Origin of the sequence: Janthinobacterium sp. FW305-129, from assembly GCF_020858115.1 — a bacterium.
Lineage (GTDB): Bacteria > Pseudomonadota > Gammaproteobacteria > Burkholderiales > Burkholderiaceae_D > Janthinobacterium.
Genome location: NZ_JACYMM010000003.1, coordinates 314,628 through 335,070, shown reverse-complemented (window position 1 = coordinate 335,070; position 20,443 = coordinate 314,628). Strand labels below are relative to the sequence as shown.

Sequence of the window (20,443 nt, the reverse complement as noted above, 5' to 3'; positions counted from 1 at the left end):
GGATGCGATGCGCGCGCAGAGCGGATTTACCCTGATAGAACTGATGATCGTGGTGGCCATCGCCGGCATCCTGGCGGCCGTGGCCATTCCCCAGTACGGCGACTACACGATGCGGGCCAAGGTCAGCAACGTGCTGGCCGCCGCCGCACCGTTGAAAACGGCCGTGGCCCTGTGCGTGCAGGAAAACGGCGGGCTGGCTGCCGCCTGCAGCACGCCCACCCAGGCCGTGCCCAGCGCCATCCCCTTGTTCAGTCCGACGCGCGAAGTGGCCAGCGGCAAGGTCGACAAGGGCAATATCGAACTGACCCTGGCGGGCGACTTGGGCAGCGGCATGGGCGGCCAGACGGTGAGCATGGAGCTGCAGGTCGGCTCCAGCAGCCTGAGCTGGTTTAACAGCACCAGCGTGACGAATGCGGCGGCGAAGGAAGCCATTACCAGGAACAATATTCCCAAGGTGGTGGCGACGCAGTGAGCGGCGCCTGCCGCGCCAGCGTCAGACGATTTTTTGCCGGTCCGCGATCAGTGCTTCATAGGTGAGGTTTTGCAGCAGCGTGTAGTGGGTCGGTTCCAGGTCGATGAATTGCACGCCATACGTATAGATTTCCGCCACTTCGGCGGCGTGGCCGTTCGACGGCTTGCTCACGCTGACGTTCTGGATGCGGGCGCGCGTATTGACGCGCATCTGATGCTTGTTCGGCTGCACTAGCAGGGTAAAGCTGAGCGCTACGCCGTCGTCGTCGGGCGTGAGCATCCCGGGCGCCTCGATCAGCGCGCCCGAGACGCTGAGGTTGACGATGAAGACGGGCACGGCCGCCACGTCGCGGTAGCTCAGCTGCGCGGGAATCTCCACTTTCACGCGCATGGCCGTGCGCAGGCTGGTGCCCTGGATGGCATCGGGAAAGCTCAGGTGCACGTAGTTGAGCGGGCGGCCGAAGATGCGCAGCACGCTGCAGGAAAACGAACACACGGTGACGCCGGAAAACACGCGGATGGTCAGCTTGTCGCCCTCGTTGAGCACGATGGACGCGCCGTTTTCCATGGGAATCTTGACGATCAGGTACTCGTCCTTCACATAGCCGATCAGGGTCGAGAAATGCTGGATGGGTTTGATGGTGCGATGCGTGATGAACTGGATGCGTCCACCCACCTGCAGATTCATGGCCTCGAATTCGAAGTCCTGGAGCTTGCTTTCCGCGGTGGGTTTGTTGCTAGTCATGCGATGCTCATCTGGATATTGTCGATACGCAGTATGCATGATTTCTTGATGAAAAAGCATTTAGATCAATGAAATTGATATTGCTATCCAAGAATACCGTGCGTGACGGTCCGCGACATAAGATTTACAATTGCGTCAATATTAACGAATGTAAACCTTATGTCGCGCAGCTACTTCTGGACGATGTTGTCATTGATCCTGCACCAGATCGATGCGGCTTACTGGCGGGAATGGGAAATGTTTCATGTGCCGGGCGGCGTGCAGGGTTTTCTGGTGTTTAACCTGGCGGCGATCGCCGTGGTGCTGACCGGTTACCGGCATGTGCTGCTGGACACCCGGCTGGCGCCCCGCTATGCGGCAGTGTGCGCCGCGCTGGGCGCGGGCACCTTTCTCATTCACGCCGGCTTTGCGCTGGCGGGACAGGAACAGTTCCACCTGCCCCTGTCCGTGGCCATCATCGGGCTGTGCCTGGCGTGCGCCCTATGGTTGCTGCGCGACTTGCGCCGCGTCCGAGGCCAGCAGGCGCGCCAAGTAGCATAATTACGCCTCGGCGTGCCAATCGCCCGACTTGCCGCCATGCTTTTCCAGCACGCGCATGTTGGTCATGACCATGCCCCGGTCGACGGCCTTGCACATGTCGTAGATGGTCAGCAAGCCGATCTGCACGGACGTGAGCGCTTCCATTTCCACGCCCGTCTTGCCCGTCGTGTCGACCTGGGCGCGGCAGTGCACGCTGTTGGCCGCTTCATCCACTTCGAAGTCGACGGTGACGCGCGTGAGGGCCAGCGGGTGGCACAGGGGGATCAGGTCGCTGGTGCGCTTGGCGCCCATGATGGCGGCGATGCGGGCGATGCCCAGCACGTCGCCCTTTTTGGCATTGCCGGAAATGATCAAGGCCAGGGTGGCGGGCTGCATGCGGATGGTGCCGGCGGCCACGGCGCTGCGGCGCGTGTCTTCCTTGCTGCCCACGTCGACCATATGGGCCTGGCCCGTGGCGTCGAAATGAGTCAGTTCCCCGGCGGGGGCTTGCTTGTCTGCTGTTGTCATGGCGTCAAAATAGGGTCGGGAAATGAGGGTGCGGCATGCCGGAATGCAAAGCCGTGCCACAAGCATATCGCATGCCTGTCGCGCGGAAACGGCGCCGCGAACAAGGTATGATAGCACCCGTGAATTCAAAAACTCCCCTTCCGATCGTACTTGAAAACGCCGGTGCGGCATGGCGGCGCGGCTCCCGGCGCGCATCCATGCTGGCCGCATTGTGGCTGGCGGCGCCGTTTGCGCTGGCGCAAACCTATACGTCCGCCCCTGCGGCGCAGGTTGCCGGCGCTGCCGCCAAGCCGGCCTCCAGCTGGACGCCGCTGGCCGTGCCGCCGGCGCCGAACCTGCCGAACCTGGGCGATACGTCACGCGAAGACCTGTCGCCGGCGATGGAGCGCAAGATCGGCGAGGAAATCATGCGTGGCATCCGCGGCGACCGCGACTATCTCGACGATGCGCCCTTGCTCGAATACCTGAATACCTTCGGCAACGCCCTCGTGGCGGCGCGCCCCAGCGTGCGCGGCGAAACGAATTACGATTATTTCTTCTTTGCCGTGCGCGATCCCCAGTTGAACGCGTTTGCCTTGCCGGGCGGCTTCATCGGCGTGCACTCGGCGCTGGTGCTGGCGGCGCAAACGGAGGCGGAACTGGCGTCCGTGCTGTCGCACGAGATCGGCCACGTGGCGCAGCGCCATATCGCGCGCATGCTGGGCCAGCAGCGCCAGGATGCCCTGATGCCGCTGGCGGCCATGCTGCTGGCGGCGCTCGCTTCGCGGGCGGGCGGCGACGTGGCCATGGGCGTGTTTGCCGCCGGCCAGGGCCTGGCCATCCAGCGCCAGCTCAATTTCGGCCGCGACGCCGAACGCGAGGCGGACCGCATCGGTTTCCAGATCATGGGCGAAGCCGGTTTCGATACCACCGGCATGGTGGCCTTCTTCGGCCGCATGCAGGCGGCCAGCCGTTCGTACAGCGACCTGATGCCCGCCTATCTGCAGACCCACCCGCTGACGACGGAACGCATCGCCGACATCCAGGCGCGCATCCGCGAGCAGCCCTACAAGCAGCGTCCGGACAGCCTGAGTTTCCACCTGGCCCGGGCGCGCGCCCGCGTGCTGCAGGATGAAAGCGTGCAAGGCCTGTTGAATGCCGGCGCCGTCTTCAAGACGCAGCTGGAACAGCAAAGCCGCTTCCAGGTGGTGGCCGCCCATTACGGCTTGTCCTTTGTCGCCGTCAAGCAGGGCAAGCCGGCGGAGGCGCAGAAGGAACTCGATGCGGCCAATGCCGCCCTGCAGCAGCCGGCCGGGCCCAACGTGTTTACCTCGGGCGGCACGCAGGGCCCCAATTCGCTGCTGGCGGCGATGGGGCTGGAAGTGCTGTTGATGCCGGCGCAAAAGAAGGAAGTGGCGCAGCAAGCCCTGAAGGCGGCGGACTCTGCGCGCCAGCAGTTTCCCCTCTCGCGCGGCATTGCCCACCAGTATGCGGAAGCGCTGATGGCTGCCGGCAAGCTGGAGCAGGCAACCTTGTATTTGCGCGATCAGGTGCAGCTCTATAAGGAAGAGCCGGAATTGTACGATTTACTGGCGAAAGCCTATGCGGACCAGGGCAAGATGACCTTGCAGCACATGGCCCTGGCCGAATCCTATGTGCTGCAGGGCGCCACCATGGCCGCGCTGGACCAGTTGACGATCGCCCGCAAGTCGACGGACGCGACCTTTTATGACCAGGCCGTGATCGATGCGCGCGAGCGCGAGTTGCAGGAAAAACGCCGCGAACAGATCAAGGACCAGAAGGGCTAGTTTTTACTCGGCCAGCGGCGCGCGCTGGAAGCCGAAGGTTGTCGGCACTGCATCGTAGCGCAGCGGCTGCACGGCGACCTCCTTGCCGTCATGTAATAAAGTCAAGTTTCCTTGCCCTTCTTCCAGCCAGGCCAGCAAGGCCTCGTCGCTGGCCGCCTGTCCATCGAGGCGCAGCGATGCCAGCACCTGCGCCATGTCGCGGTCATCGACCTGCGCCACGATATGATCGTTGCGCAAGATCAAGGCGCCGTTGTCGCACAGATACGCTGCCTCGATGGCCGCCAGCGGCGCGCCCGTCTGCAAGACAAAACCGTGTCGCGGATCGCTGCGGGCGATATACGGCGTCGCTTCCAGGTTCAGGTAGACGCGCTGCGGGCCGTTCTGGAAAAACCAGCAACCGCGTTCGTCATGGCCATAATTGCGGTTGATAAAGCTCAACAGGGCCACGTGGGCGATCTTGTCGCCAGGCAGTTGCTGCTGTTGCGCCTGCTGGTCGCGCATGCGCCAGTGGCCGCGCGCATCCAGGCCCAGCCAGCCGTAGCAGTGGGGCACGTTCGGCCATTTGGCCAGGGCCTGCTTGACGAGTTCATCCATGTGTAGTGTTTTCCGTGTGAGTGCGCGCAGCGCCAGCGTGACAGGTTTGCGGCGCTGATGGCGCCGTGTTGCCGCCTTCAAAAAAATGCATCAGGCGCTGCGGCAGCCAGCGTGTGCTTCCCGGCAACTTGCCTGCCGCAAAGCCGACGTGGCCGCCGTGGCGCGGATACTCGAGCGTGACCGTCGGCGCGGCGCTGCGCGGCAAGAAGCGCCCGGGCAGGAAGGGGTCGTTCTGCGCATTCAGCACCAGGGTCGGCACGGTGATGTCGTGCAAGACGTGCTTGGCGCTGGCGCGGTGCCAGTAATCGTCGGCGTCGCGGTAGCCGTGCAGGGGCGCCGTGACGACATTGTCGAAGGCGTGCAAGTCGCGCGCGGCCAGCATGGCCTCGCGCGCGAACAGGCCGGGAAACTGTTCCAGCTTGGCCAGGCATTTGGGTTTCAAGGTGTTCAGGAACATGCGCGTGTACAGCCGGTTCGCGCCGGACGACAAGGCCTTGCCGCCTTGCGCCAGATCAAGGGGCGCCGACACGGCAGCCGCCGCATCGACGATCTCGGCCTGGTGCTGCGACTGGCCCAGCCAGCACAGCAGGGCGTTGCCGCCCAGCGACACGCCGGCCGCATAAAACTTGCCCGTGGCGCGCGGGCGCAGTGTGCGCACGACCCAGTCCACTTCCTGCGCATCGCCCGAATGGTAAAAGCGCGGCGCCAGGTTGGCTTCGCCTGAGCAGCCGCGAAAATGCGGCACGGCGCCCGACCAGCCGCGTGCGGCCACCTCGGCCATCAGGGCGCGCGCGTAATGGCTGTTCGATGAACCTTCCAGGCCGTGGAACAGCACCACGAAGGGCTGGCCCGGCTGGCCGTCGACCAGGTCGACGTCGACGAAGTCGCCATCGGGCGCTTGCCAGCGTTCGCGGCGGAAGGCCACGGCCGGCTTGGCGAGGCACACGGCCGGATAAATCGTCTGTGCATGGCCGCCGGGCAGCCACAGCGGGGCGGTGTAGGAATGAGATAAAGACATCAGTGCAGGATCTGCGCTCCCGCAGCGTCTGCCGGCGCGCCGCCGGGCGCGATGGAGGCGTGGTGCAGCACGATGCGCCAGCCGCGCGGCGTTTTCACATACACATTCGTCGCCAGCAAGTGCGCCGGGCCGCCTTCTTCCTGGGTCACGCCTTCGATCACCGTGTGCACTGAACTCATCAGGTTGTGCGTTTCATGCAGTTGCGCCGGCACGATGTGCAGGCCGCCGCCCGCCAGGATGGTTTCCCACGAGGCGCGGATGGCGGCATGGCCGATCAGGCGCGCGCCGCCCGGGTGGATGCAGACGATTTCTTCATCGTCGGCCCATAGCGCCATCAGCGCTTCGAGGTCGGCGCGGTGCAAGGCATCGTAGAACGCCGCTTCGACTTCCGCGGCGCTGCCATTGAGTTCTTTCAGACGTTTCATGACGACTCCGGGCTGGTGCACATAAAAACGGCGCGCTGGGGGCGCGCCGCTGGGCAGTTTAATGATGGCCGGCGCTGGCGCCTTCCTTCAGGGTGTAGGCCGTGCCGCAGTACGGGCACTTGGCGATACCGTCTTTGTTGAATTCCAGAAACACGCGCGGATGCGACGACCACAGCGGCATGGCCGGGTTAGGGCAGTGGGCTGGCAAGTCTTTACTGTCGAGTTCGACCGCTGGCTGGGTGGTTTTTGTCATCTTGTCATGCTCCGTGAGGCTGTATGGAAGGAAGTCGGCTGCTGCCAAAAGTACGATTTTAACGGATTCAGGCAGACAGCAAAAATCATGGCTAAAATGTCGGCTCGATCATCTACGGCTGCGGCGCGGTTTTTTGCGGAAATATGGCGGCTGCAGCGCCACACTGACTGGATTTGCCTTGCCGGTATCACCGTTGCCGCCCTTGTCGCCATGCACCATTGTTGTGCAGTTACCACACCCAGCCTGCCGGGGGCTCGCATGAACACCCGCGTGAACGCCGTGCTGGCCGACAAGGACGATGCCCTGCTGAAAGACGCCTGGCGCGCCGGCCTGAACCTGGGGGCGCCCACCTTGCTGGGCATCGCCGCCTGGGGCATGGTGGTAGGCGTGGCCATGGTGAAAAGCGGCCTGACGGTGGCGCAGGCGGGCGCCATGACCCTGTTTGTCTTTGCCGGCTCGGCCCAGCTCGCTTCCTTGCCCCTGCTGGCCGCGCAAGCGCCCGTGTGGGTGATCTTCGCCACGGCGCTCGTCGTCAATTTGCGTTTTGTTATATTTTCCGTGCTGCTGGCCCCCCATTTCGCGCATTTGCCGTGGCGCCAGCGCTTTGCGCTCGGCTATGTGGCGGGCGACATCACGGTGGGCCTGTTTCTGCAGCGTTACCCGCACGAAACGCCGGACCCGGCCAAGCTGCCTTTCCTGAAAGGCTTGATCTACCCCAACTGGCTGGCCTGGCAAACCGGTTCCTTCATCGGCATCGTGCTGGGCGCCGTCGTGCCGGCCGAATGGGGGCTGGGTTTCGCTGGCACGCTGGCGATCCTGTGCGTGACGGTGCCGCTGATCCTCAGCCGCGCCGCCCTGTGCGGCGTGCTGGTGGCGGGCGCGGTGGCCGTGCTGGCCTTCAGCCTGCCGTATAAGCTGGGCTTGCTGGTGGCTGTGGTGGCGGGCATGGTCAGCGCCATGGCCGTGGAAGAATTGACAGAAAAATGGACAAAACGCCATGTTTGACGGCATAGACTGGGGCAGGGCCGACGTGTGGATCGCCATCGCCGTGCTGGTGGTGGCCACGGCCGCCACGCGCAGCACCTTCTGGCTGATCGGCCACCACATCACCATTCCGCGCCGCGTGGGCGAGATGCTGCGCTATGCGCCGGCCTGCGCGCTGGCGGCCATCATCGCGCCCGACATGCTGATGGACGGGCAGCAAGTGCACTTCGACTTGTCCAATTTGAAACTCTTGTCCGGTATTGCCGCCACGCTCTTTTTTGTGATTCGCCGCAATATGCTGCAAACCATCGTCTTCGGCATGCTGGTTTTCACGGGCTTGCGACTGTTGCACGTTTTTCAGTAAAGCAGGACAAATCGGCGATTTGCTCTGGTCATTGCGGTAAAATAGCGCACTTCCTTCCACTCGTCATCTGGATCGCCATGTCAGCTGTTCTCAACTTCATCCGTCTGCAAGATTTGATCGCCCAAAATGCACTGCAAGGCAAGCGCGTGTTTATCCGCGCCGACCTGAACGTCCCGCAAGATGACAGTGGCAAGATCACCGAAGACACGCGCATCCGCGCCTCGGTGCCGGCCATCCGCGCCGCCCTCGACGCTGGCGCTGCCGTCATGGTGACGTCGCACCTGGGCCGTCCGACGGAAGGCGAGTTCAAGCCGGCCGACAGCCTGGCGCCCGTGGCGGCCCGCCTGTCCGAACTGCTGGGCCAGGAAGTTGCACTGAAACAAGACTGGGTCGATGGCGCCGGCCTGGAAAACCTGGCCGCCGGCCAGGTCGTCCTGCTGGAAAACGTGCGCGTCAACAAGGGCGAAAAGAAAAACAGCGATGAGCTGGCGCAAAAAATGGCCAAATTGTGCGATATCTACGTCAATGACGCGTTCGGCACGGCCCACCGCGCCGAAGCGTCCACGCACGGCATCGCCAAGTTCGCGCCCGTCGCTTGCGCCGGTCCGCTGCTGGCCGCCGAACTCGATGCGCTGGGGAAAGCCTTGCACGCGCCCGCCCGCCCGCTGCTGGCCATCGTTGCCGGTTCGAAAGTGTCGAGCAAGCTGACCATCCTGAAAGCCCTGTCCGACAAGGTCGATAACCTGATCGTCGGCGGCGGCATCGCCAACACCTTCATGAAAGCCGTCGGCTTGAACGTCGGCAAGTCGCTGGTGGAAGCGGAACTCGTCGAGGAAGCGAAAGCCATCATCGAGATCATGGCCAAGCGCGGCGCGCAAGTGCCGATTCCCGTCGATGTCGTGTGCGCCAAGGAGTTTTCGCCGACCGCTGCCGCCACTGTCAAGGACGTGGCCGACGTGGCGGACGACGACATGATCCTCGATATCGGCCCGAAAACGGCCGCCCTGCTGGCGCAGCAGATCGCTGCCGCCGGCACCATCGTGTGGAACGGCCCCGTCGGCGTGTTCGAGTTCGACCAGTTCGGCAACGGCACCAAGACCCTGGCCCTGGCCATTGCCGAATCGAAAGCGTTCTCGATCGCCGGCGGTGGCGACACCCTGGCGGCGATTGCCAAATACGACATTACCGATCAAATCAGCTATATCTCGACGGGCGGCGGCGCTTTCCTGGAGTTCCTGGAAGGCAAGACTTTGCCTGCAGTGGAAATTCTCATGCAACGTGCTGGCTGAGATAGCCTGACTGTCGTGCAATACCAAGCGCAGCCTGACCGCTGCGCTTTTACCTTGCCGGATGCCTGATCAACCGGCCTTGCTCACCTTCGCTCGCGCACAAGGAATCCTATGCCACGCGGTACAAAAATCGTAGCAACAATCGGCCCCGCCTCCACCGACTTCGATATCCTGGTCAAAATGATACGTGCGGGCGTCGACGTGGTGCGCTTGAATTTTTCCCATGGCAAGGCGCAAGACCATATCGACCGCGCGGCGCTGGTGCGCCTGGCGGCGGCCGAGTGCGGGCGCGAAGTGGCCATCATGGCCGACATGCAAGGGCCGAAGATTCGCGTCGGCAAGTTTGAAAACACGCGCATTGAGCTGGAAGCGGGCGAGCGCTTCATCCTCGACGCCAAGTGGGGCGAAAACGGCGAACTGGGCAACCAGGAGCGGGTCGGCCTCGACTACAAGGCCCTGCCGCGCGACTTGCACAAGGGCGACGTGCTGCTGCTGAATGACGGCCTCATCGTGCTGATCGTCGAGCGCATCCAAGGCAGCGAAATCCACACCACCGTCAAGATTGGCGGCGAGTTGTCGAACAACAAGGGCATCAACCGCCAGGGCGGCGGCCTGTCCGCGCCCGCGCTGACGGCCAAGGATATGGAAGATATCAAGACGGCCATGAGTTTCCAGGCCGACTATCTGGCCATTTCCTTCCCGAAATGCGCGACGGACATGGAAATGGCGCGCCAGCTGGCCAATATCGCGGGCGAACCGTACCACCACAAGCCGATGATGATCGCCAAGATCGAGCGCGCGGAAGCCATTCCTGCCCTGCAAGAGATTCTCGACGCCTCGGACGGCATCATGGTGGCCCGCGGCGACCTGGCTGTCGAGGTGGGCAATGCGGCCGTGCCGGCCTTGCAGAAGCGCATGATCAAGATGGCGCGCGCGTCGAATAAGCTTGCCATTACGGCAACTCAGATGATGGAATCGATGATCGTCAACGCCGTGCCGACGCGCGCGGAAGTGTCCGACGTGGCGAATGCCGTGCTCGACGGCACGGACGCCGTCATGACGTCGGCCGAAACGGCCTCGGGCAAGTACCCGATCGAGACGGTGGAAATGATGGCCGCCATCTGCGTGGAAGCGGAACAGTCCGAATATAACAAGCTCGACGCCGACTTCCTCAACGTTACGTTTACCCGCATCGACCAGTCGATCGCCTATGGCGCGCTGTTTACGGCCCACCACCTGCGCGTAAAAGCCATCGTGGCGCTGACGGAATCCGGTTCCACCGCTTTGTGGATGAGCCGCCACAGTATCGATACGCCGATCTACGCGCTCACGCCAAGCGTAACGACTTTGCGCAAAGCCGCGCTGTACCGCAATGTTCGGGCGTATCATCTGATGCAGAACGCCCCCAGCGCGCAAGTGCTGAAGCAGGCGGAAGAGCTGCTGGTGGCGCAGGGCATCGTCAAGAAGGGCGACATGATCGTCGTCACCTGGGGCGAGCCGATGGGCCAGGTGGGCGGTACGAATGCCTTGAAAATTGTCAAAGTAGGCGAATTCGACTAAATGTAAGAATTCAGGCGCCGCCGCGGTCATCGACCGCGAAGCGCCGCAACGGTTTCTATTGTTCTCTGGAGTATTACCATGTCTCTCGTATCCATGCGTCAACTGCTGGACCATGCCGCCGAAAACGGTTATGGCATTCCTGCTTTCAACGTCAACAACCTGGAGCAAGTGCAAGCCATCATGGCTGCCGCCGATGCGCTCAACAGCCCGGTGATCATGCAGGCGTCCGCTGGCGCGCGCAAGTACGCCGGTGAAGCGTTCCTGCGCCACCTGATCGACGCCGCCGTCGAAGCGTATCCGCACATTCCCGTCGTCATGCACCAGGATCACGGCCAGTCGCCGGCCGTCTGCATGGCCGCCATCCGCTCGGGTTTTACTTCCGTGATGATGGACGGTTCGCTGGAAGCGGACGGCAAGTCGGTCGCTTCCTACGAATACAACGTGGAAGTGTCGCGTGAAGTGGTGAAATTCTCGCACGCCATCGGCGTGACGGTGGAAGCGGAACTGGGCGTGCTCGGTTCGCTGGAAACCATGAAGGGCGACAAGGAAGACGGCCATGGCGCCGACGGCACCATGACCCGCGAGCAACTGCTGACGGACGTGGCGCAAGCGGCCGACTTCGTGCAGCGCACCCAGTGCGACGCCCTGGCGATCGCCATCGGCACCTCGCACGGCGCCTACAAGTTCACGCGCAAGCCGACGGGCGACATTCTGGCCATCGACCGCATCAAGGAAATCCACGCGCGCATCCCGAACACCCACCTGGTGATGCACGGTTCCTCGTCGGTGCCGCAGGAATTGCTGGCCATCATCCGCGAATTCGGCGGCGACATGAAGGAAACCTACGGCGTGCCAGTCGAAGAAATCCAGGAAGGCATCCGTCACGGTGTGCGCAAGATCAACATCGATACCGATATCCGCCTGGCGATGACGGCCGCGATCCGCAAGTATCTGTTTGAGAACCCGTCGAAATTCGACCCGCGCGACTTCCTGAAGCCAGCCCGCACCGCCGCCGAGCAAATCGTGCGCGCGCGCATGCAGGCTTTCGGCTGCGAAGGCCAGGCGTCGAAGATCAAGGTCATCACGATGGAAAAAATGGCCGAGCGCTACAAGGCCGGCGAGCTGTCGCAAATTGTGAAGTAAAATTCTGTCTGGAACGGGCCGGAAGCAATGCTCCGTGCCCGATTTTCTCGACCGGCGGGCGCCTTCCCTGCCTGCCGGTTTCGTTTCATCCAACTATTCCCCCGCTATGAACAGCCTCTATCAGACTTCCATCCACTCCCTGCCATTGCTGGGCCACGGCAAGGTCCGCGACAACTACGCCGTCGGCGACGACAAGATCCTGATCGTCACCACGGACCGCCTGTCGGCCTTCGATGTCGTCATGAACGAGCCTATCCCCGGCAAGGGCAAGGTCCTCAACCAGATGAGCGACTTCTGGTTCGAGAAACTGGGCCACATCGTGCCGAACCACCTGACCGGCGTGGCGCCGGAATCCGTGGTGGCGCCCGAGGAAGTGGAGCAAGTGCAAGGCCGCGCCGTGGTGGCCAAGCGCTTGAAGCCTATCATGGTCGAGGCAGTCGTACGCGGCTACATCATCGGTTCGGGCTGGAAAGATTACCAGGACACGGGCAGCATCTGCGGCATCAAGCTGCCAGCGGGCCTGCAACAGGCGGAAAAGCTGCCGGAACCGATCTTCACCCCGGCGGCCAAGGCCGAGCTGGGCGAACATGACGAAAACATCAGCTTTGCTGAAATGGAAGAGCGTATCGGTGCCGACCTGGCCGCCAAGATGCGCGACGTCGCCATCGCGCTGTACAAGACGGCCGCCGAGTACGCTGCCACGCGCGGCATCATCATCGCCGACACCAAGTTCGAATTCGGCCTGGACGACAATGGCGTCATGCATCTGATGGATGAAGTGCTGACGGCCGATTCGTCGCGCTTCTGGCCCGCCGATTCGTATCAGCCTGGCATTTCGCCGCCATCGTTCGACAAGCAATTCGTGCGCGACTACCTGGAAACATTGACCTGGGGCAAGACCGCGCCGGCGCCCGCGCTGCCGGCCGACGTCATCGAAAAAACCCAGGCCAAGTATTTTGAAGCCATCGAACGCCTGACGGGCGAGAAGCTGAAGGCCTGAGATGAGCGAGCAGAATAAGCCGCTGGTCGGCGTCATCATGGGTTCGTCTTCGGACTGGGACGTGATGCAGAACGCTGTTGCCATGCTGAAACAGTTTGGCGTGCCATACGAAGCGCAAGTCATTTCCGCGCACCGCATGCCCGACGAGATGTATGCGTACGCGAAAAGCGCGCGCGCGCGCGGCTTGCGCGCCATCATCGCCGGCGCCGGCGGCGCCGCCCACCTGCCCGGCATGGTGGCGGCGATGACCATCGTGCCCGTGCTGGGCGTGCCCGTGCCATCGAAATACCTGCGCGGCGAAGATTCCATGTTGTCGATCCTGCAAATGCCCAAGGGCGTGCCGGTGGCCACCTTCGCCATCGGCGAAGCGGGCGCGGCGAATGCGGCGCTGACGGCGGTGGCGATGCTTGCCGCCAATGACGACGCCCTGGCCGAGCGGCTGGAAGCGTTCCGCGTGACGCAAACGGCCGCCGCCAAGGCCATGGTCTTGCCTGAATAATGTGTTTGAAAAATAATGAATAGTAAATCGACTTCCCCATTGCTGCCCGCCGCCAACCCACCGGCGTGGCTGGGCGTGATGGGCGGCGGCCAGCTCGGCCGCATGTTTGCCCAGGCCGCCCAGAGCATGGGCTACCAGGTTGCCGTGCTGGAACCATCGGACGCCTGCCCTGCGGGGCAGGTGGCGCAGCGCCTGGTGAATGCCGGCTACAGCGACGCGGCAGGGCTCGACGCGCTGGCGGCGCAATGCCTGGCCGTCACCACCGAATTCGAGAACGTGCCGGCCGGCAGCCTGTCGCGCCTGGCCGAACGCGTGTTCGTGGCGCCCAACGCCCATGGCGTGTCGGTGGCGCAGGACCGCATCGCGGAAAAGCGTTTCTTTGTCGACTGCGCTCCGAAATCGGGCGTGCTGCCGGCGCCGCACATGGTCATCGCCACGCAGGCCGATATTGACGCCATTGGTGACGACTTGCTGCCAGGCATTTTGAAAACCGTGCGCATGGGCTATGACGGCAAGGGCCAGTTCCGCGTGCGCACGCGCGACGACGTGCGCGCCGCGTTCGCGGAAATGGGCGAGGTAACTTGCCTGCTGGAAAAGATGCTGCCGCTGGCGTATGAAGTGTCGGTGCTGACGGCGCGCGGCGTGGACGGCGAATCGGTCGTGTATCCGATCGCCGAAAACGTGCACCGCGACGGCGTGTTGTTTACCACCACGGTGCCGGGCCCGAACGTGTCCGACGATTGCGCCGCCAGGGCGCAGCGGGCGGCGCAGGCGATGGTTGCCGAACTCGGCTATGTCGGCGTGCTGTGCATCGAATTTTTCGTGCTGGAAGATGGCAGCCTGGTGGTCAATGAAATGGCGCCGCGTCCGCACAACAGCGGCCACTACACGATGGATGCCTGCGTCACCAGCCAGTTTGCGCAGCAAGTGCGGGCCATGGCGCGCCTGCCGCTGGGCGACGTGCGCCAGCATTCGCCGGCCGTGATGCTCAACATCCTTGGCGACGCCTGGTTTGCCGACGGCAGCGATGTCGCCTGCGAACCTGCCTGGGACCGCATCCTGGCCCTGCCGGGCGCCTGTTTGCACCTGTACGGCAAGGACGATCCGCGCCGTGGCCGCAAGATGGGCCACCTGACCTTCATCGCGGCCAGCTTGCAAGAGGCGCAGCAGCGCCTGCGCGACGCTTGCCTGATCCTGGGAATCGCGCCGTGAGCGTGCCCGCACACGACCTGGCGGCGGCCGCCGCCGTGCTGGAAGGGGGCGGCCTCGTCGCTTTCCCGACGGAAACGGTGTATGGCCTGGGCGCCGATGCGGAAAACCCGGCCGCCGTGGCGCGCATCTACGAAGCCAAGGGGCGGCCTTCGGACCACCCCGTGATCGTGCACGTGGCGCCCGGCGCCGACCTGGGGCACTGGTCCGATGACATCCCAGTCGAGGCCGAGCAGCTGGTGGCCGCTTTCTGGCCCGGTCCGCTGACCCTGATCGTCAAGCGCGCCGCGCATATTCCCGATGCCGTTTCCGGCGGCCAGGATACGGTGGGCTTGCGCTGCCCGTCGCATCCGGTGGCTATCGCATTGCTACGCACCTTCAAGGGCGGCAAGGGCGGCCTGGCGGCGCCGTCGGCGAACAAGTTCGGCAACGTCAGCCCCACCACGGCGCAGCACGTGCGCGATGAATTTGCGGCGGAACTCGTCAGCGGCTTGCTGGGCCTGGTCCTCGATGGCGGACAGAGCGACGTGGGCATCGAGTCGACCATCGTCGACCTGTCGCGCCTGGCCACGCATGGCCCCGTGCTGTTGCGTCCCGGCCATATCAGCAGCGAACAGATCGCCGCCGTCATCGGCCGCGCGCCGGCTGTTGCCGACGCGGCCGCGCCGCGCGCCTCGGGCACGCTGGAATCGCACTACGCGCCACATACGCCTGTTGCGATGCAGCACAGCGACGAGGTGCGCGCCACCTTGAACCGTCTGCTCAACGACGGACGCCGCGTGGCCCTGATCCACTACTCGGATCTGCCGCCGGCCAGCGCCAGCGTGCGCCTGGCGGCCAACCCGGAAAATTACGCACATGCGCTGTATGCCTCGCTGCGCACGATGGACCAGGTCGGCGCCGAGCTGATACTCGTCGAAGCACCGCCCACCGGCCCCGCGTGGCTGGGCATCAACGACCGTTTGCGGCGCGCCGCCTTCGGCTCGAGTGGCATCTTGCAGCAATTTCTATCCGCATCCTAAAAAGCCCCGCAAGGGGCTTTTTCTTGATGCAGCGCAATAGAGATGCTTGCCACGAACCATATTAAATCCTCCATAATTCAGCGGATCGTCCGGTCGTGACAGGGCGCTGTCGGTGTTGTTATTTCGTTGATTTTTAAAACATATTTTCTATGCAAGCCCGAGGAACGATGGCATATTAGTTGGGTAGCGAATAGCACGTCCGTTCGTTTAGAAACCAGAAAAAAGACCGAGGAGACAAAATGCATCAAACAAAATTCGCGTTGGCCGTGCTGGCTGCGGCTGTCCTGGCAGGTTGCGGCGGCGCCAGTGGCGGTGATCAAGCCTTGAAAGTCAAATACACGGCGCAGGTGTCGTTCGGCGACAGCCTGTCCGACGTCGGTTCGTATGCCGTGGGCACCGTGGCCAAGCTCGGTGGCGGCAAGTTCACCATCAATGGCGACAATACCAAGATCAATCCTGAACTGACGGGCAAGAACTGGACCGAGCACCTGGCCGCGCAATTCGGCCTGGCCGCGCCATGCGCCGCCGAGACCGGTCTGGAGGGCGATGCGGCGAAGGGCTTGTCCGTGCCGCGCGTCAAGCATGCCGGCTGCTTCGGCTACGCCATGGGCGGTTCGCGCGTGACCAACCCCGTCGGCCCGAACAATAAATTGGCAGGCGGTACGCTGGGCGCCCTGACCGTGCCCGTGGTGACGCAGATCGCGAACCACCTGGCAGTCTCCGGCGGCAAGTTCAGCGGCACGGAAGCCGTCTTCGTGATGGCCGGCGGTAATGACGTGCTATTCCTGCTGGGTGACTTGCAAGCGAAGGCGACCGCTGCTGGCCTGGCTGCCGGTGCGACCGCCGGTGCGCAGGCTTTTGTTACCAATCTGGCGACGGCTCTGGCCGCCGGCGCTACCGTTCCCTCGACGGCGGTGCAGGCCATCGCAGCGGCGATTGTGACGGAAAATGCACGTCCCGGCCACACGGACGCGTCCGTGGTGACAGCTGCTGCCACTGCCGCTTACATGGCGGGCAATCTGAATGCACCAGCGTTGGCGGCCGCCGCCGCAACCAAGGCCAAGGCCGACGCCACTGTCACCGGCAACGCCGCCGGTGCCAAGGCCGGCGCCGATTACGCTGCGGCGAATGGCCCTGCACTGGTTGGCGCCATGAAACAGGCGGGAATCGAACTGGTGGCACTGGTCAAGGACCAGATCATCGCCAAGGGCGCCAATTATGTGATCGTCAACAATCTGCCGGACGTGGCCGGCACGCCATCGGGCTTGGGCAAGGATGCCAATACCAAGGCGCTCATCAATGCCATGGTCAGCGCCTTCAACGGCGAACTGAGCGGCGGCCTGAATGGCAATGCGAAAGTCTTGCTGGTCGACGTGTTTGCCGTCAGCCATGACCAGGGCGTCAATCCTGGCCCGTACGGCTTGACCAACGTCACGGAAACGGCGTGCGACCTGAACGCGCCAGGCAATCTCCTGGGCAGCTCGCTCGTGTGCAATGGCACGAACCTGAAGGCAGGCGACGTCAGCCACTACTCGTATGCCGACGACGTGCATCCTACGCCGTTCAACAACCTGTTGCTGGCCCGTTATGTGGCCAAGGACATGGTCGTGCGGGGCTGGCTGTAAGGGATGGCCGCACCGGCTGTGCCTGCGAGGCGAGGCCGGTGCCGGCAGCGACAAGACTCGAAAGCGGAACACTCCGCACATACTGAATCAGGAGACAAGATGAAGAATCGTTTGAATACCGCCGTACGCGTGCTGGCCGCGGCTGCCGCGATGGCCATGGCGACGGGCGCTTCGGCGCAAAGCGCAGGCACCTGGATGGCCAAGGCTGGCCTCAACAAGATCACGCCGCACGTGGACAGTGGCGACATTTCCGCGCCTGCACTGCCGGGCACGAAGGCCGATGTCAAGGCGGATACCAAGCCCATCCTGACCTTTGCCTACATGATCACGGACAATATTTCCGCTGAAATGATCCTGGGCGTGCCGTACAAGCATGACTTGATCGGCGATGGTTCCATCAAGGGCACGGGCAAGCTGGGCACGGCGGAAGCCTTGCCGCCGACGGCCTTCATCCAGTACCGTTTCTTCCAGCCCAATGCGATGATCCGTCCGTACGTGGGCGCAGGCTTGACGTATGCCTATTTCCAGAAGGAAAAAGGCTCGGGCCAGATGACGGCCTTGCTGGATCCGGGTGGATCGCCCGTCACCTACCGCATGGACAACAAGCTGGCAGGCAGCCTGGTGGTCGGCAGCACCCTGGCCCTCAACGAGCGCTGGTTTGCCGATGTGGCCGTGGTCAAGACCTTCCTGAAAACCAAGGCGAAATTCTCGACGGGGCAGACGCAGGACATCAAGCTCGATCCGCTCGCCGTGAGCATCAGCATCGGGTATAACTTCACCCTGTAATGCAAAAAAATCCGCCTCGGCGGATTTTTTTTTGTGCCGCGGCTCAGGCTTGCGGTGTATTGAACTTTCCATTGTGGAAGATCAAGGGCGCTTGCGCGGCAAACGCGCATTGTTCCACTTCGCCCACGAAAATGACGTGGTCGCCTTCCGGATAGCGGCTGCGGTTGTGGCATTCGAACCAGGCCGACGCGCCTTTCAGGATGGGCTGGCCCGTGCGCGACAGTTCATACTCGACGTCGTCGAAGGGATTTGGCGTGCGGCGCGAAAAGCGCGTCGCCAGTTCCGCCTGGTCGGCGCCCAGCACGTTGATGACGTAATGCGAGTTGCCGCTGAAGATGGGCATGCTGTTCGCCACGGAACCAAGGCTCCACAGCACCAGAGGCGGCGACAGCGAAACGGAATTGAAGGAACTGGCCGTCAAGCCGCGGAAACTGCCGTCGGCCAGGCGCGTCGTGATGACCGTCACGCCCGTGGCAAACTGCGACAGTGCCTGCCGGAAATGTGTCGTATCGAATTCTTGCGCGGGCGCGCGGGGAGAGCGTGTGTTCATGGGTGACCTGTCTATTTGCTGACATTATGCCAAAAATCGGCGGCGCCAGCGCAATCGTGGCCGGCCTGGCCCTATGTGCGGTGCGCTACGCACCGTTTCAAGCGGCGCTGCAGGCCATGGGGCTTTGCGTTACAGTGGTGAAATGATAAGTCGCAGTAGCGTTGCGGGAGGACATCATGAATCAACAGACGGAAGTGGCGGTACTGGGCGGTGGCTGTTTCTGGTGCCTGGCCGCCGTGTACGGGGAAGTGCGCGGCGTGACGCGCGTCGAGTCCGGCTACACGGGGGGCAGTGTGCCCGATCCCACGTACGAACAGATTTGCACGGGCGACACGGGTCACGCGGAAGTGGTGCGCCTGGAATTCGATCCGGCCGTCATCAGCTATCACGACTTGCTGGAAATCTTTTTTACGCTGCACGATCCCACCACCCTGAATCGCCAGGGGAACGATGTCGGCACGCAATACCGTTCCGTCATCTATTACCAGTCGGCCGAACAGGAAACAGTGGCGCGCAAGGTGCTGGCCGAGATGGCCGGCGTATGGGATGCACCGATCGTCACGCAACTTGCGTCGGCGCAAGTCTTTTACCGGGCCGAGGATTACCACCAGAATTATGTGGAACAGCATCCCTTGCAGGGCTATTGCGCCCTGGTCGTCGCGCCCAAGGTGGAGAAATTCCGCGCCATGTATGCGGGGCGCCTGAAGTAAACGCTCCGCGCGCCTGTCAGGGCGTGAGCACGGGCGCCGGCCTTGTTTCCTGCGTATTCTCCTGCGCATACATGTAGTTGCGCGACCAGGGCAGAGTGGAAGAGCGCCGGCCCGCCTTGACGCAGACGATCTGGTACAGGCTGATCAAATCTTGCTCGAAGGCATAGGCGCAGCCGGCCAGGTAGACATGCCAGATGCGGAAGCGCCGCTCGCCCGCCAGCGGACGGATCTGTTCGGCATGGGCTTCGAAATTCTCCGTCCACAGGGCGCAGGTGCGCGCATAGTGGCGCCGCAGGTTTTCCACGTCCAGCACTTCCAGCCCCCCTTGCTGCATGGTTTTCAGGACATTGCCGATGTGCGCCAGTTCGCCGTGCGGAAACACATATTTTTCGATGAATTCGCCGCCCCCGTACGGCGTTTCGCCATTCTCCGGGTCGGTGGAGGTGATGCCGTGGTTCATCGCCATGCCGTCCGGCGCCAGCAGCTTGTTGACGATGGAAAAGTACTCGGGTAAATGCTTGAGGCCCACGTGCTCGAACATGCCCACGCTGGTGATGCGGTCGAATTGGCCCGTCACGTCGCGGTAGTCCTGCAGGCGGATATCGATCAGGTGGGCCAGGCCGGCCGCCGCCACGCGCTCACGCGCCAGCGCGTACTGGTTTTCCGACAGGGTCACGCCCACGCAGCGGGCGCCATATTGCTGCGCGGCACGAATAACGAGCGCGCCCCAGCCGCAGCCGATGTCGAGCAGGGTCTGGCCCGGCTGCAGCTGGATTTTCTTCAGGATATGGTCGATCTTCTTGACTTGCGCCTGCGCCAGGGTTTCGTCGCCGTGTTCGAAATAGGCGCAGGAATACACGAGGGCGGGGTCGAGGAATTGCTCGTAGAAGGCATTCGACACGTCGTAATGGTAGCGGATGGCTTCGGCATCCTTGCTCTTGTCGTGCGTAAAGCTGCGCACGATGCGGGCCAGCTTGCCTTCCGGTTTCAAGGTGTTGCGCGCCAGGGCATTGCAGATGGAAATCATGTCCATCGCCGTCCCCTTGACCTCGATATTGCCTTCCACATAGGCCGAACCCAGATTGGCCAGCGAGGGGTTCAGCAGATAGCGGGCCGAGGCGACGGTCGGCAGGCGGATGGTGACGCGGGGCGCTTCGCTGGACAGGTCAACGTGCTGGCCGTTCCACAATTCTATGCGCAGCGGCAAGGCGGTCTTGCTGCGGATGCCGGCAATCCAGGACTTGAGTTGGTTTTGTACAAACAAAATGGCCTCCAATCAAGCGGCCGCTGTTGAGGCCGCAAATTGAGAAACAATGTCATTTAGTAACTTCTACCCTCATAGCCTACACTGATATTGCACAG

The 20,443-nt window shown here is 63.0% G+C and carries 23 protein-coding genes; 15 read left to right on the top strand and 8 right to left on the bottom strand.

The genetic code is table 11. The features are described 5' to 3' along the window. The first annotated feature begins 7 nt into the window (after positions 1-7). Positions 8-472 (top strand): pilin, encoded by a 465-nt coding sequence (locus IGS61_RS07870; RefSeq protein WP_230539078.1) that lies wholly within the window; start codon positions 8-10, stop codon positions 470-472. Between the two features lie 21 nt (positions 473-493). Here the strand turns inward: IGS61_RS07870 and IGS61_RS07865 are convergent, their stop codons facing one another. Then, positions 494-1,216 (bottom strand): flagellar brake protein, encoded by a 723-nt coding sequence (locus tag IGS61_RS07865; protein ID WP_230539077.1) that lies wholly within the window; start codon positions 1,214-1,216, stop codon positions 494-496. A 159-nt stretch (positions 1,217-1,375) separates the two neighbouring features. Here IGS61_RS07865 and IGS61_RS07860 point away from each other — a divergent pair, with 159 nt between their 5' ends. Next, a complete protein-coding gene (locus tag IGS61_RS07860; RefSeq protein WP_230539076.1) occupies positions 1,376-1,756 on the top strand; it encodes a DUF6713 family protein in 381 nt (126 codons plus the stop codon). Here IGS61_RS07860 and moaC read toward each other — a convergent pair whose 3' ends face one another. Further along, positions 1,757-2,263, bottom strand: coding sequence for a cyclic pyranopterin monophosphate synthase MoaC (gene moaC, locus IGS61_RS07855; RefSeq protein WP_230539075.1), 507 nt, complete (start codon positions 2,261-2,263; stop codon positions 1,757-1,759). It abuts the gene before it with no gap. Between the two features lie 197 nt (positions 2,264-2,460). On the opposite strand from moaC, the gene IGS61_RS07850 reads away from it, so the two are divergent. Then, positions 2,461-4,050 carry a M48 family metalloprotease gene (locus IGS61_RS07850; protein ID WP_230539074.1) on the top strand — a complete coding sequence of 530 codons (1,590 nt, stop codon included), beginning with the start codon at positions 2,461-2,463 and terminating at the stop codon, positions 4,048-4,050. Between the two features lie 3 nt (positions 4,051-4,053). Here the strand turns inward: IGS61_RS07850 and IGS61_RS07845 are convergent, their stop codons facing one another. Genes IGS61_RS07845 through IGS61_RS07830 form a run of 4 tightly spaced genes read right to left on the bottom strand, consistent with a single transcriptional unit; the run spans position 4,054 to position 6,340 of the window. Further along, positions 4,054-4,644 (bottom strand): DUF2946 family protein, encoded by a 591-nt coding sequence (locus IGS61_RS07845; protein WP_230539073.1) that lies wholly within the window; start codon positions 4,642-4,644, stop codon positions 4,054-4,056. Next, entirely contained in the window at positions 4,637-5,662 is a 1,026-nt protein-coding gene (locus IGS61_RS07840) for a YheT family hydrolase (protein ID WP_230539072.1), read from the bottom strand. Before IGS61_RS07840 ends, IGS61_RS07845 begins: the two co-directional genes overlap by 8 nt. Next, positions 5,662-6,087 (bottom strand): YybH family protein, encoded by a 426-nt coding sequence (locus IGS61_RS07835; protein WP_230539071.1) that lies wholly within the window; start codon positions 6,085-6,087, stop codon positions 5,662-5,664. Before IGS61_RS07835 ends, IGS61_RS07840 begins: the two co-directional genes overlap by 1 nt. A gap of 58 nt (positions 6,088-6,145) precedes the next feature. After that, positions 6,146-6,340: a zinc-finger domain-containing protein gene (locus IGS61_RS07830; RefSeq protein ID WP_034780619.1), complete on the bottom strand. Its 195-nt coding sequence runs from the start codon at positions 6,338-6,340 to the stop codon at positions 6,146-6,148. A gap of 258 nt (positions 6,341-6,598) precedes the next feature. Here IGS61_RS07830 and IGS61_RS07825 point away from each other — a divergent pair, with 258 nt between their 5' ends. The 11 genes from IGS61_RS07825 to IGS61_RS07775 all read left to right on the top strand — a co-directional run bounded on the left by IGS61_RS07825 (position 6,599) and on the right by IGS61_RS07775 (position 17,821). Further along, positions 6,599-7,345 carry an AzlC family ABC transporter permease gene (locus IGS61_RS07825; RefSeq protein WP_230539070.1) on the top strand — a complete coding sequence of 249 codons (747 nt, stop codon included), beginning with the start codon at positions 6,599-6,601 and terminating at the stop codon, positions 7,343-7,345. Then, positions 7,338-7,688 (top strand): AzlD domain-containing protein, encoded by a 351-nt coding sequence (locus IGS61_RS07820; protein WP_230539069.1) that lies wholly within the window; start codon positions 7,338-7,340, stop codon positions 7,686-7,688. Before IGS61_RS07825 ends, IGS61_RS07820 begins: the two co-directional genes overlap by 8 nt. A 77-nt stretch (positions 7,689-7,765) precedes the next feature. Then, positions 7,766-8,977: a phosphoglycerate kinase gene (locus tag IGS61_RS07815; RefSeq protein ID WP_230539068.1), complete on the top strand. Its 1,212-nt coding sequence runs from the start codon at positions 7,766-7,768 to the stop codon at positions 8,975-8,977. 111 nt (positions 8,978-9,088) lie between these two features. Further along, positions 9,089-10,537 carry a pyruvate kinase gene (pyk, locus tag IGS61_RS07810; protein ID WP_230539067.1) on the top strand — a complete coding sequence of 483 codons (1,449 nt, stop codon included), beginning with the start codon at positions 9,089-9,091 and terminating at the stop codon, positions 10,535-10,537. A 78-nt stretch (positions 10,538-10,615) separates the two neighbouring features. Beyond that, the gene (fba, locus tag IGS61_RS07805; protein WP_010401625.1) at positions 10,616-11,680 is read left to right on the top strand and encodes a class II fructose-bisphosphate aldolase; all 1,065 of its coding nucleotides are present in this window, start codon (positions 10,616-10,618) and stop codon (positions 11,678-11,680) included. Positions 11,681-11,786: 106 nt separating this feature from the next. Then, positions 11,787-12,680, top strand: coding sequence for a phosphoribosylaminoimidazolesuccinocarboxamide synthase (locus IGS61_RS07800; RefSeq protein WP_230539066.1), 894 nt, complete (start codon positions 11,787-11,789; stop codon positions 12,678-12,680). A 1-nt stretch (position 12,681) separates the two neighbouring features. Continuing rightward, on the top strand, positions 12,682-13,179 hold the full coding sequence (gene purE / locus IGS61_RS07795) for a 5-(carboxyamino)imidazole ribonucleotide mutase (RefSeq protein WP_230539065.1): 498 nt from the start codon (positions 12,682-12,684) through the stop codon (positions 13,177-13,179). 15 nt (positions 13,180-13,194) lie between these two features. Continuing rightward, positions 13,195-14,391 carry a 5-(carboxyamino)imidazole ribonucleotide synthase gene (locus tag IGS61_RS07790; RefSeq protein WP_230539064.1) on the top strand — a complete coding sequence of 399 codons (1,197 nt, stop codon included), beginning with the start codon at positions 13,195-13,197 and terminating at the stop codon, positions 14,389-14,391. Beyond that, positions 14,388-15,410, top strand: a complete 1,023-nt coding sequence (locus tag IGS61_RS07785; protein ID WP_230539063.1) for an L-threonylcarbamoyladenylate synthase — start codon at positions 14,388-14,390, stop codon at positions 15,408-15,410. Before IGS61_RS07790 ends, IGS61_RS07785 begins: the two co-directional genes overlap by 4 nt. 239 nt (positions 15,411-15,649) lie before the next feature. Further along, a complete protein-coding gene (locus IGS61_RS07780; protein WP_230539062.1) occupies positions 15,650-17,035 on the top strand; it encodes an esterase in 1,386 nt (461 codons plus the stop codon). 99 nt (positions 17,036-17,134) lie between these two features. After that, positions 17,135-17,821, top strand: a complete 687-nt coding sequence (locus tag IGS61_RS07775) for an OmpW/AlkL family protein (RefSeq protein WP_230539061.1) — start codon at positions 17,135-17,137, stop codon at positions 17,819-17,821. Between the two features lie 43 nt (positions 17,822-17,864). On the opposite strand, the gene IGS61_RS07770 is transcribed toward IGS61_RS07775, so the two are convergent. After that, positions 17,865-18,371, bottom strand: coding sequence for a flavin reductase family protein (locus tag IGS61_RS07770; protein ID WP_230539060.1), 507 nt, complete (start codon positions 18,369-18,371; stop codon positions 17,865-17,867). Between the two features lie 176 nt (positions 18,372-18,547). On the opposite strand from IGS61_RS07770, the gene msrA reads away from it, so the two are divergent. Further along, positions 18,548-19,081 (top strand): peptide-methionine (S)-S-oxide reductase MsrA, encoded by a 534-nt coding sequence (gene msrA / locus IGS61_RS07765; RefSeq protein WP_230539059.1) that lies wholly within the window; start codon positions 18,548-18,550, stop codon positions 19,079-19,081. A 16-nt stretch (positions 19,082-19,097) separates the two neighbouring features. Here msrA and IGS61_RS07760 read toward each other — a convergent pair whose 3' ends face one another. After that, the gene (locus tag IGS61_RS07760; protein WP_230539058.1) at positions 19,098-20,345 is read right to left on the bottom strand and encodes an SAM-dependent methyltransferase; all 1,248 of its coding nucleotides are present in this window, start codon (positions 20,343-20,345) and stop codon (positions 19,098-19,100) included. Between the last annotated feature and the right edge of the window lie 98 nt (positions 20,346-20,443).

What these genes read in the sequence shown, in the direction of transcription:
- IGS61_RS07870 (WP_230539078.1), top strand. Translation starts at nt 8, where the DNA reads ATGCGCGCGCAGAGCGGATTTACCCTGATAGAACTGATGATCGTGGTG.
- IGS61_RS07865 (WP_230539077.1), bottom strand. Translation starts at nt 1,216, where the DNA reads ATGACTAGCAACAAACCCACCGCGGAAAGCAAGCTCCAGGACTTCGAA.
- IGS61_RS07860 (WP_230539076.1), top strand. Translation starts at nt 1,376, where the DNA reads ATGTCGCGCAGCTACTTCTGGACGATGTTGTCATTGATCCTGCACCAG.
- moaC (WP_230539075.1), bottom strand. Translation starts at nt 2,263, where the DNA reads ATGACAACAGCAGACAAGCAAGCCCCCGCCGGGGAACTGACTCATTTC.
- IGS61_RS07850 (WP_230539074.1), top strand. Translation starts at nt 2,461, where the DNA reads ATGCTGGCCGCATTGTGGCTGGCGGCGCCGTTTGCGCTGGCGCAAACC.
- IGS61_RS07845 (WP_230539073.1), bottom strand. Translation starts at nt 4,644, where the DNA reads ATGGATGAACTCGTCAAGCAGGCCCTGGCCAAATGGCCGAACGTGCCC.
- IGS61_RS07840 (WP_230539072.1), bottom strand. Translation starts at nt 5,662, where the DNA reads ATGTCTTTATCTCATTCCTACACCGCCCCGCTGTGGCTGCCCGGCGGC.
- IGS61_RS07835 (WP_230539071.1), bottom strand. Translation starts at nt 6,087, where the DNA reads ATGAAACGTCTGAAAGAACTCAATGGCAGCGCCGCGGAAGTCGAAGCG.
- IGS61_RS07830 (WP_034780619.1), bottom strand. Translation starts at nt 6,340, where the DNA reads ATGACAAAAACCACCCAGCCAGCGGTCGAACTCGACAGTAAAGACTTG.
- IGS61_RS07825 (WP_230539070.1), top strand. Translation starts at nt 6,599, where the DNA reads ATGAACACCCGCGTGAACGCCGTGCTGGCCGACAAGGACGATGCCCTG.
- IGS61_RS07820 (WP_230539069.1), top strand. Translation starts at nt 7,338, where the DNA reads ATGTTTGACGGCATAGACTGGGGCAGGGCCGACGTGTGGATCGCCATC.
- IGS61_RS07815 (WP_230539068.1), top strand. Translation starts at nt 7,766, where the DNA reads ATGTCAGCTGTTCTCAACTTCATCCGTCTGCAAGATTTGATCGCCCAA.
- pyk (WP_230539067.1), top strand. Translation starts at nt 9,089, where the DNA reads ATGCCACGCGGTACAAAAATCGTAGCAACAATCGGCCCCGCCTCCACC.
- fba (WP_010401625.1), top strand. Translation starts at nt 10,616, where the DNA reads ATGTCTCTCGTATCCATGCGTCAACTGCTGGACCATGCCGCCGAAAAC.
- IGS61_RS07800 (WP_230539066.1), top strand. Translation starts at nt 11,787, where the DNA reads ATGAACAGCCTCTATCAGACTTCCATCCACTCCCTGCCATTGCTGGGC.
- purE (WP_230539065.1), top strand. Translation starts at nt 12,682, where the DNA reads ATGAGCGAGCAGAATAAGCCGCTGGTCGGCGTCATCATGGGTTCGTCT.
- IGS61_RS07790 (WP_230539064.1), top strand. Translation starts at nt 13,195, where the DNA reads ATGAATAGTAAATCGACTTCCCCATTGCTGCCCGCCGCCAACCCACCG.
- IGS61_RS07780 (WP_230539062.1), top strand. Translation starts at nt 15,650, where the DNA reads ATGCATCAAACAAAATTCGCGTTGGCCGTGCTGGCTGCGGCTGTCCTG.
- IGS61_RS07775 (WP_230539061.1), top strand. Translation starts at nt 17,135, where the DNA reads ATGAAGAATCGTTTGAATACCGCCGTACGCGTGCTGGCCGCGGCTGCC.
- IGS61_RS07770 (WP_230539060.1), bottom strand. Translation starts at nt 18,371, where the DNA reads ATGAACACACGCTCTCCCCGCGCGCCCGCGCAAGAATTCGATACGACA.
- msrA (WP_230539059.1), top strand. Translation starts at nt 18,548, where the DNA reads ATGAATCAACAGACGGAAGTGGCGGTACTGGGCGGTGGCTGTTTCTGG.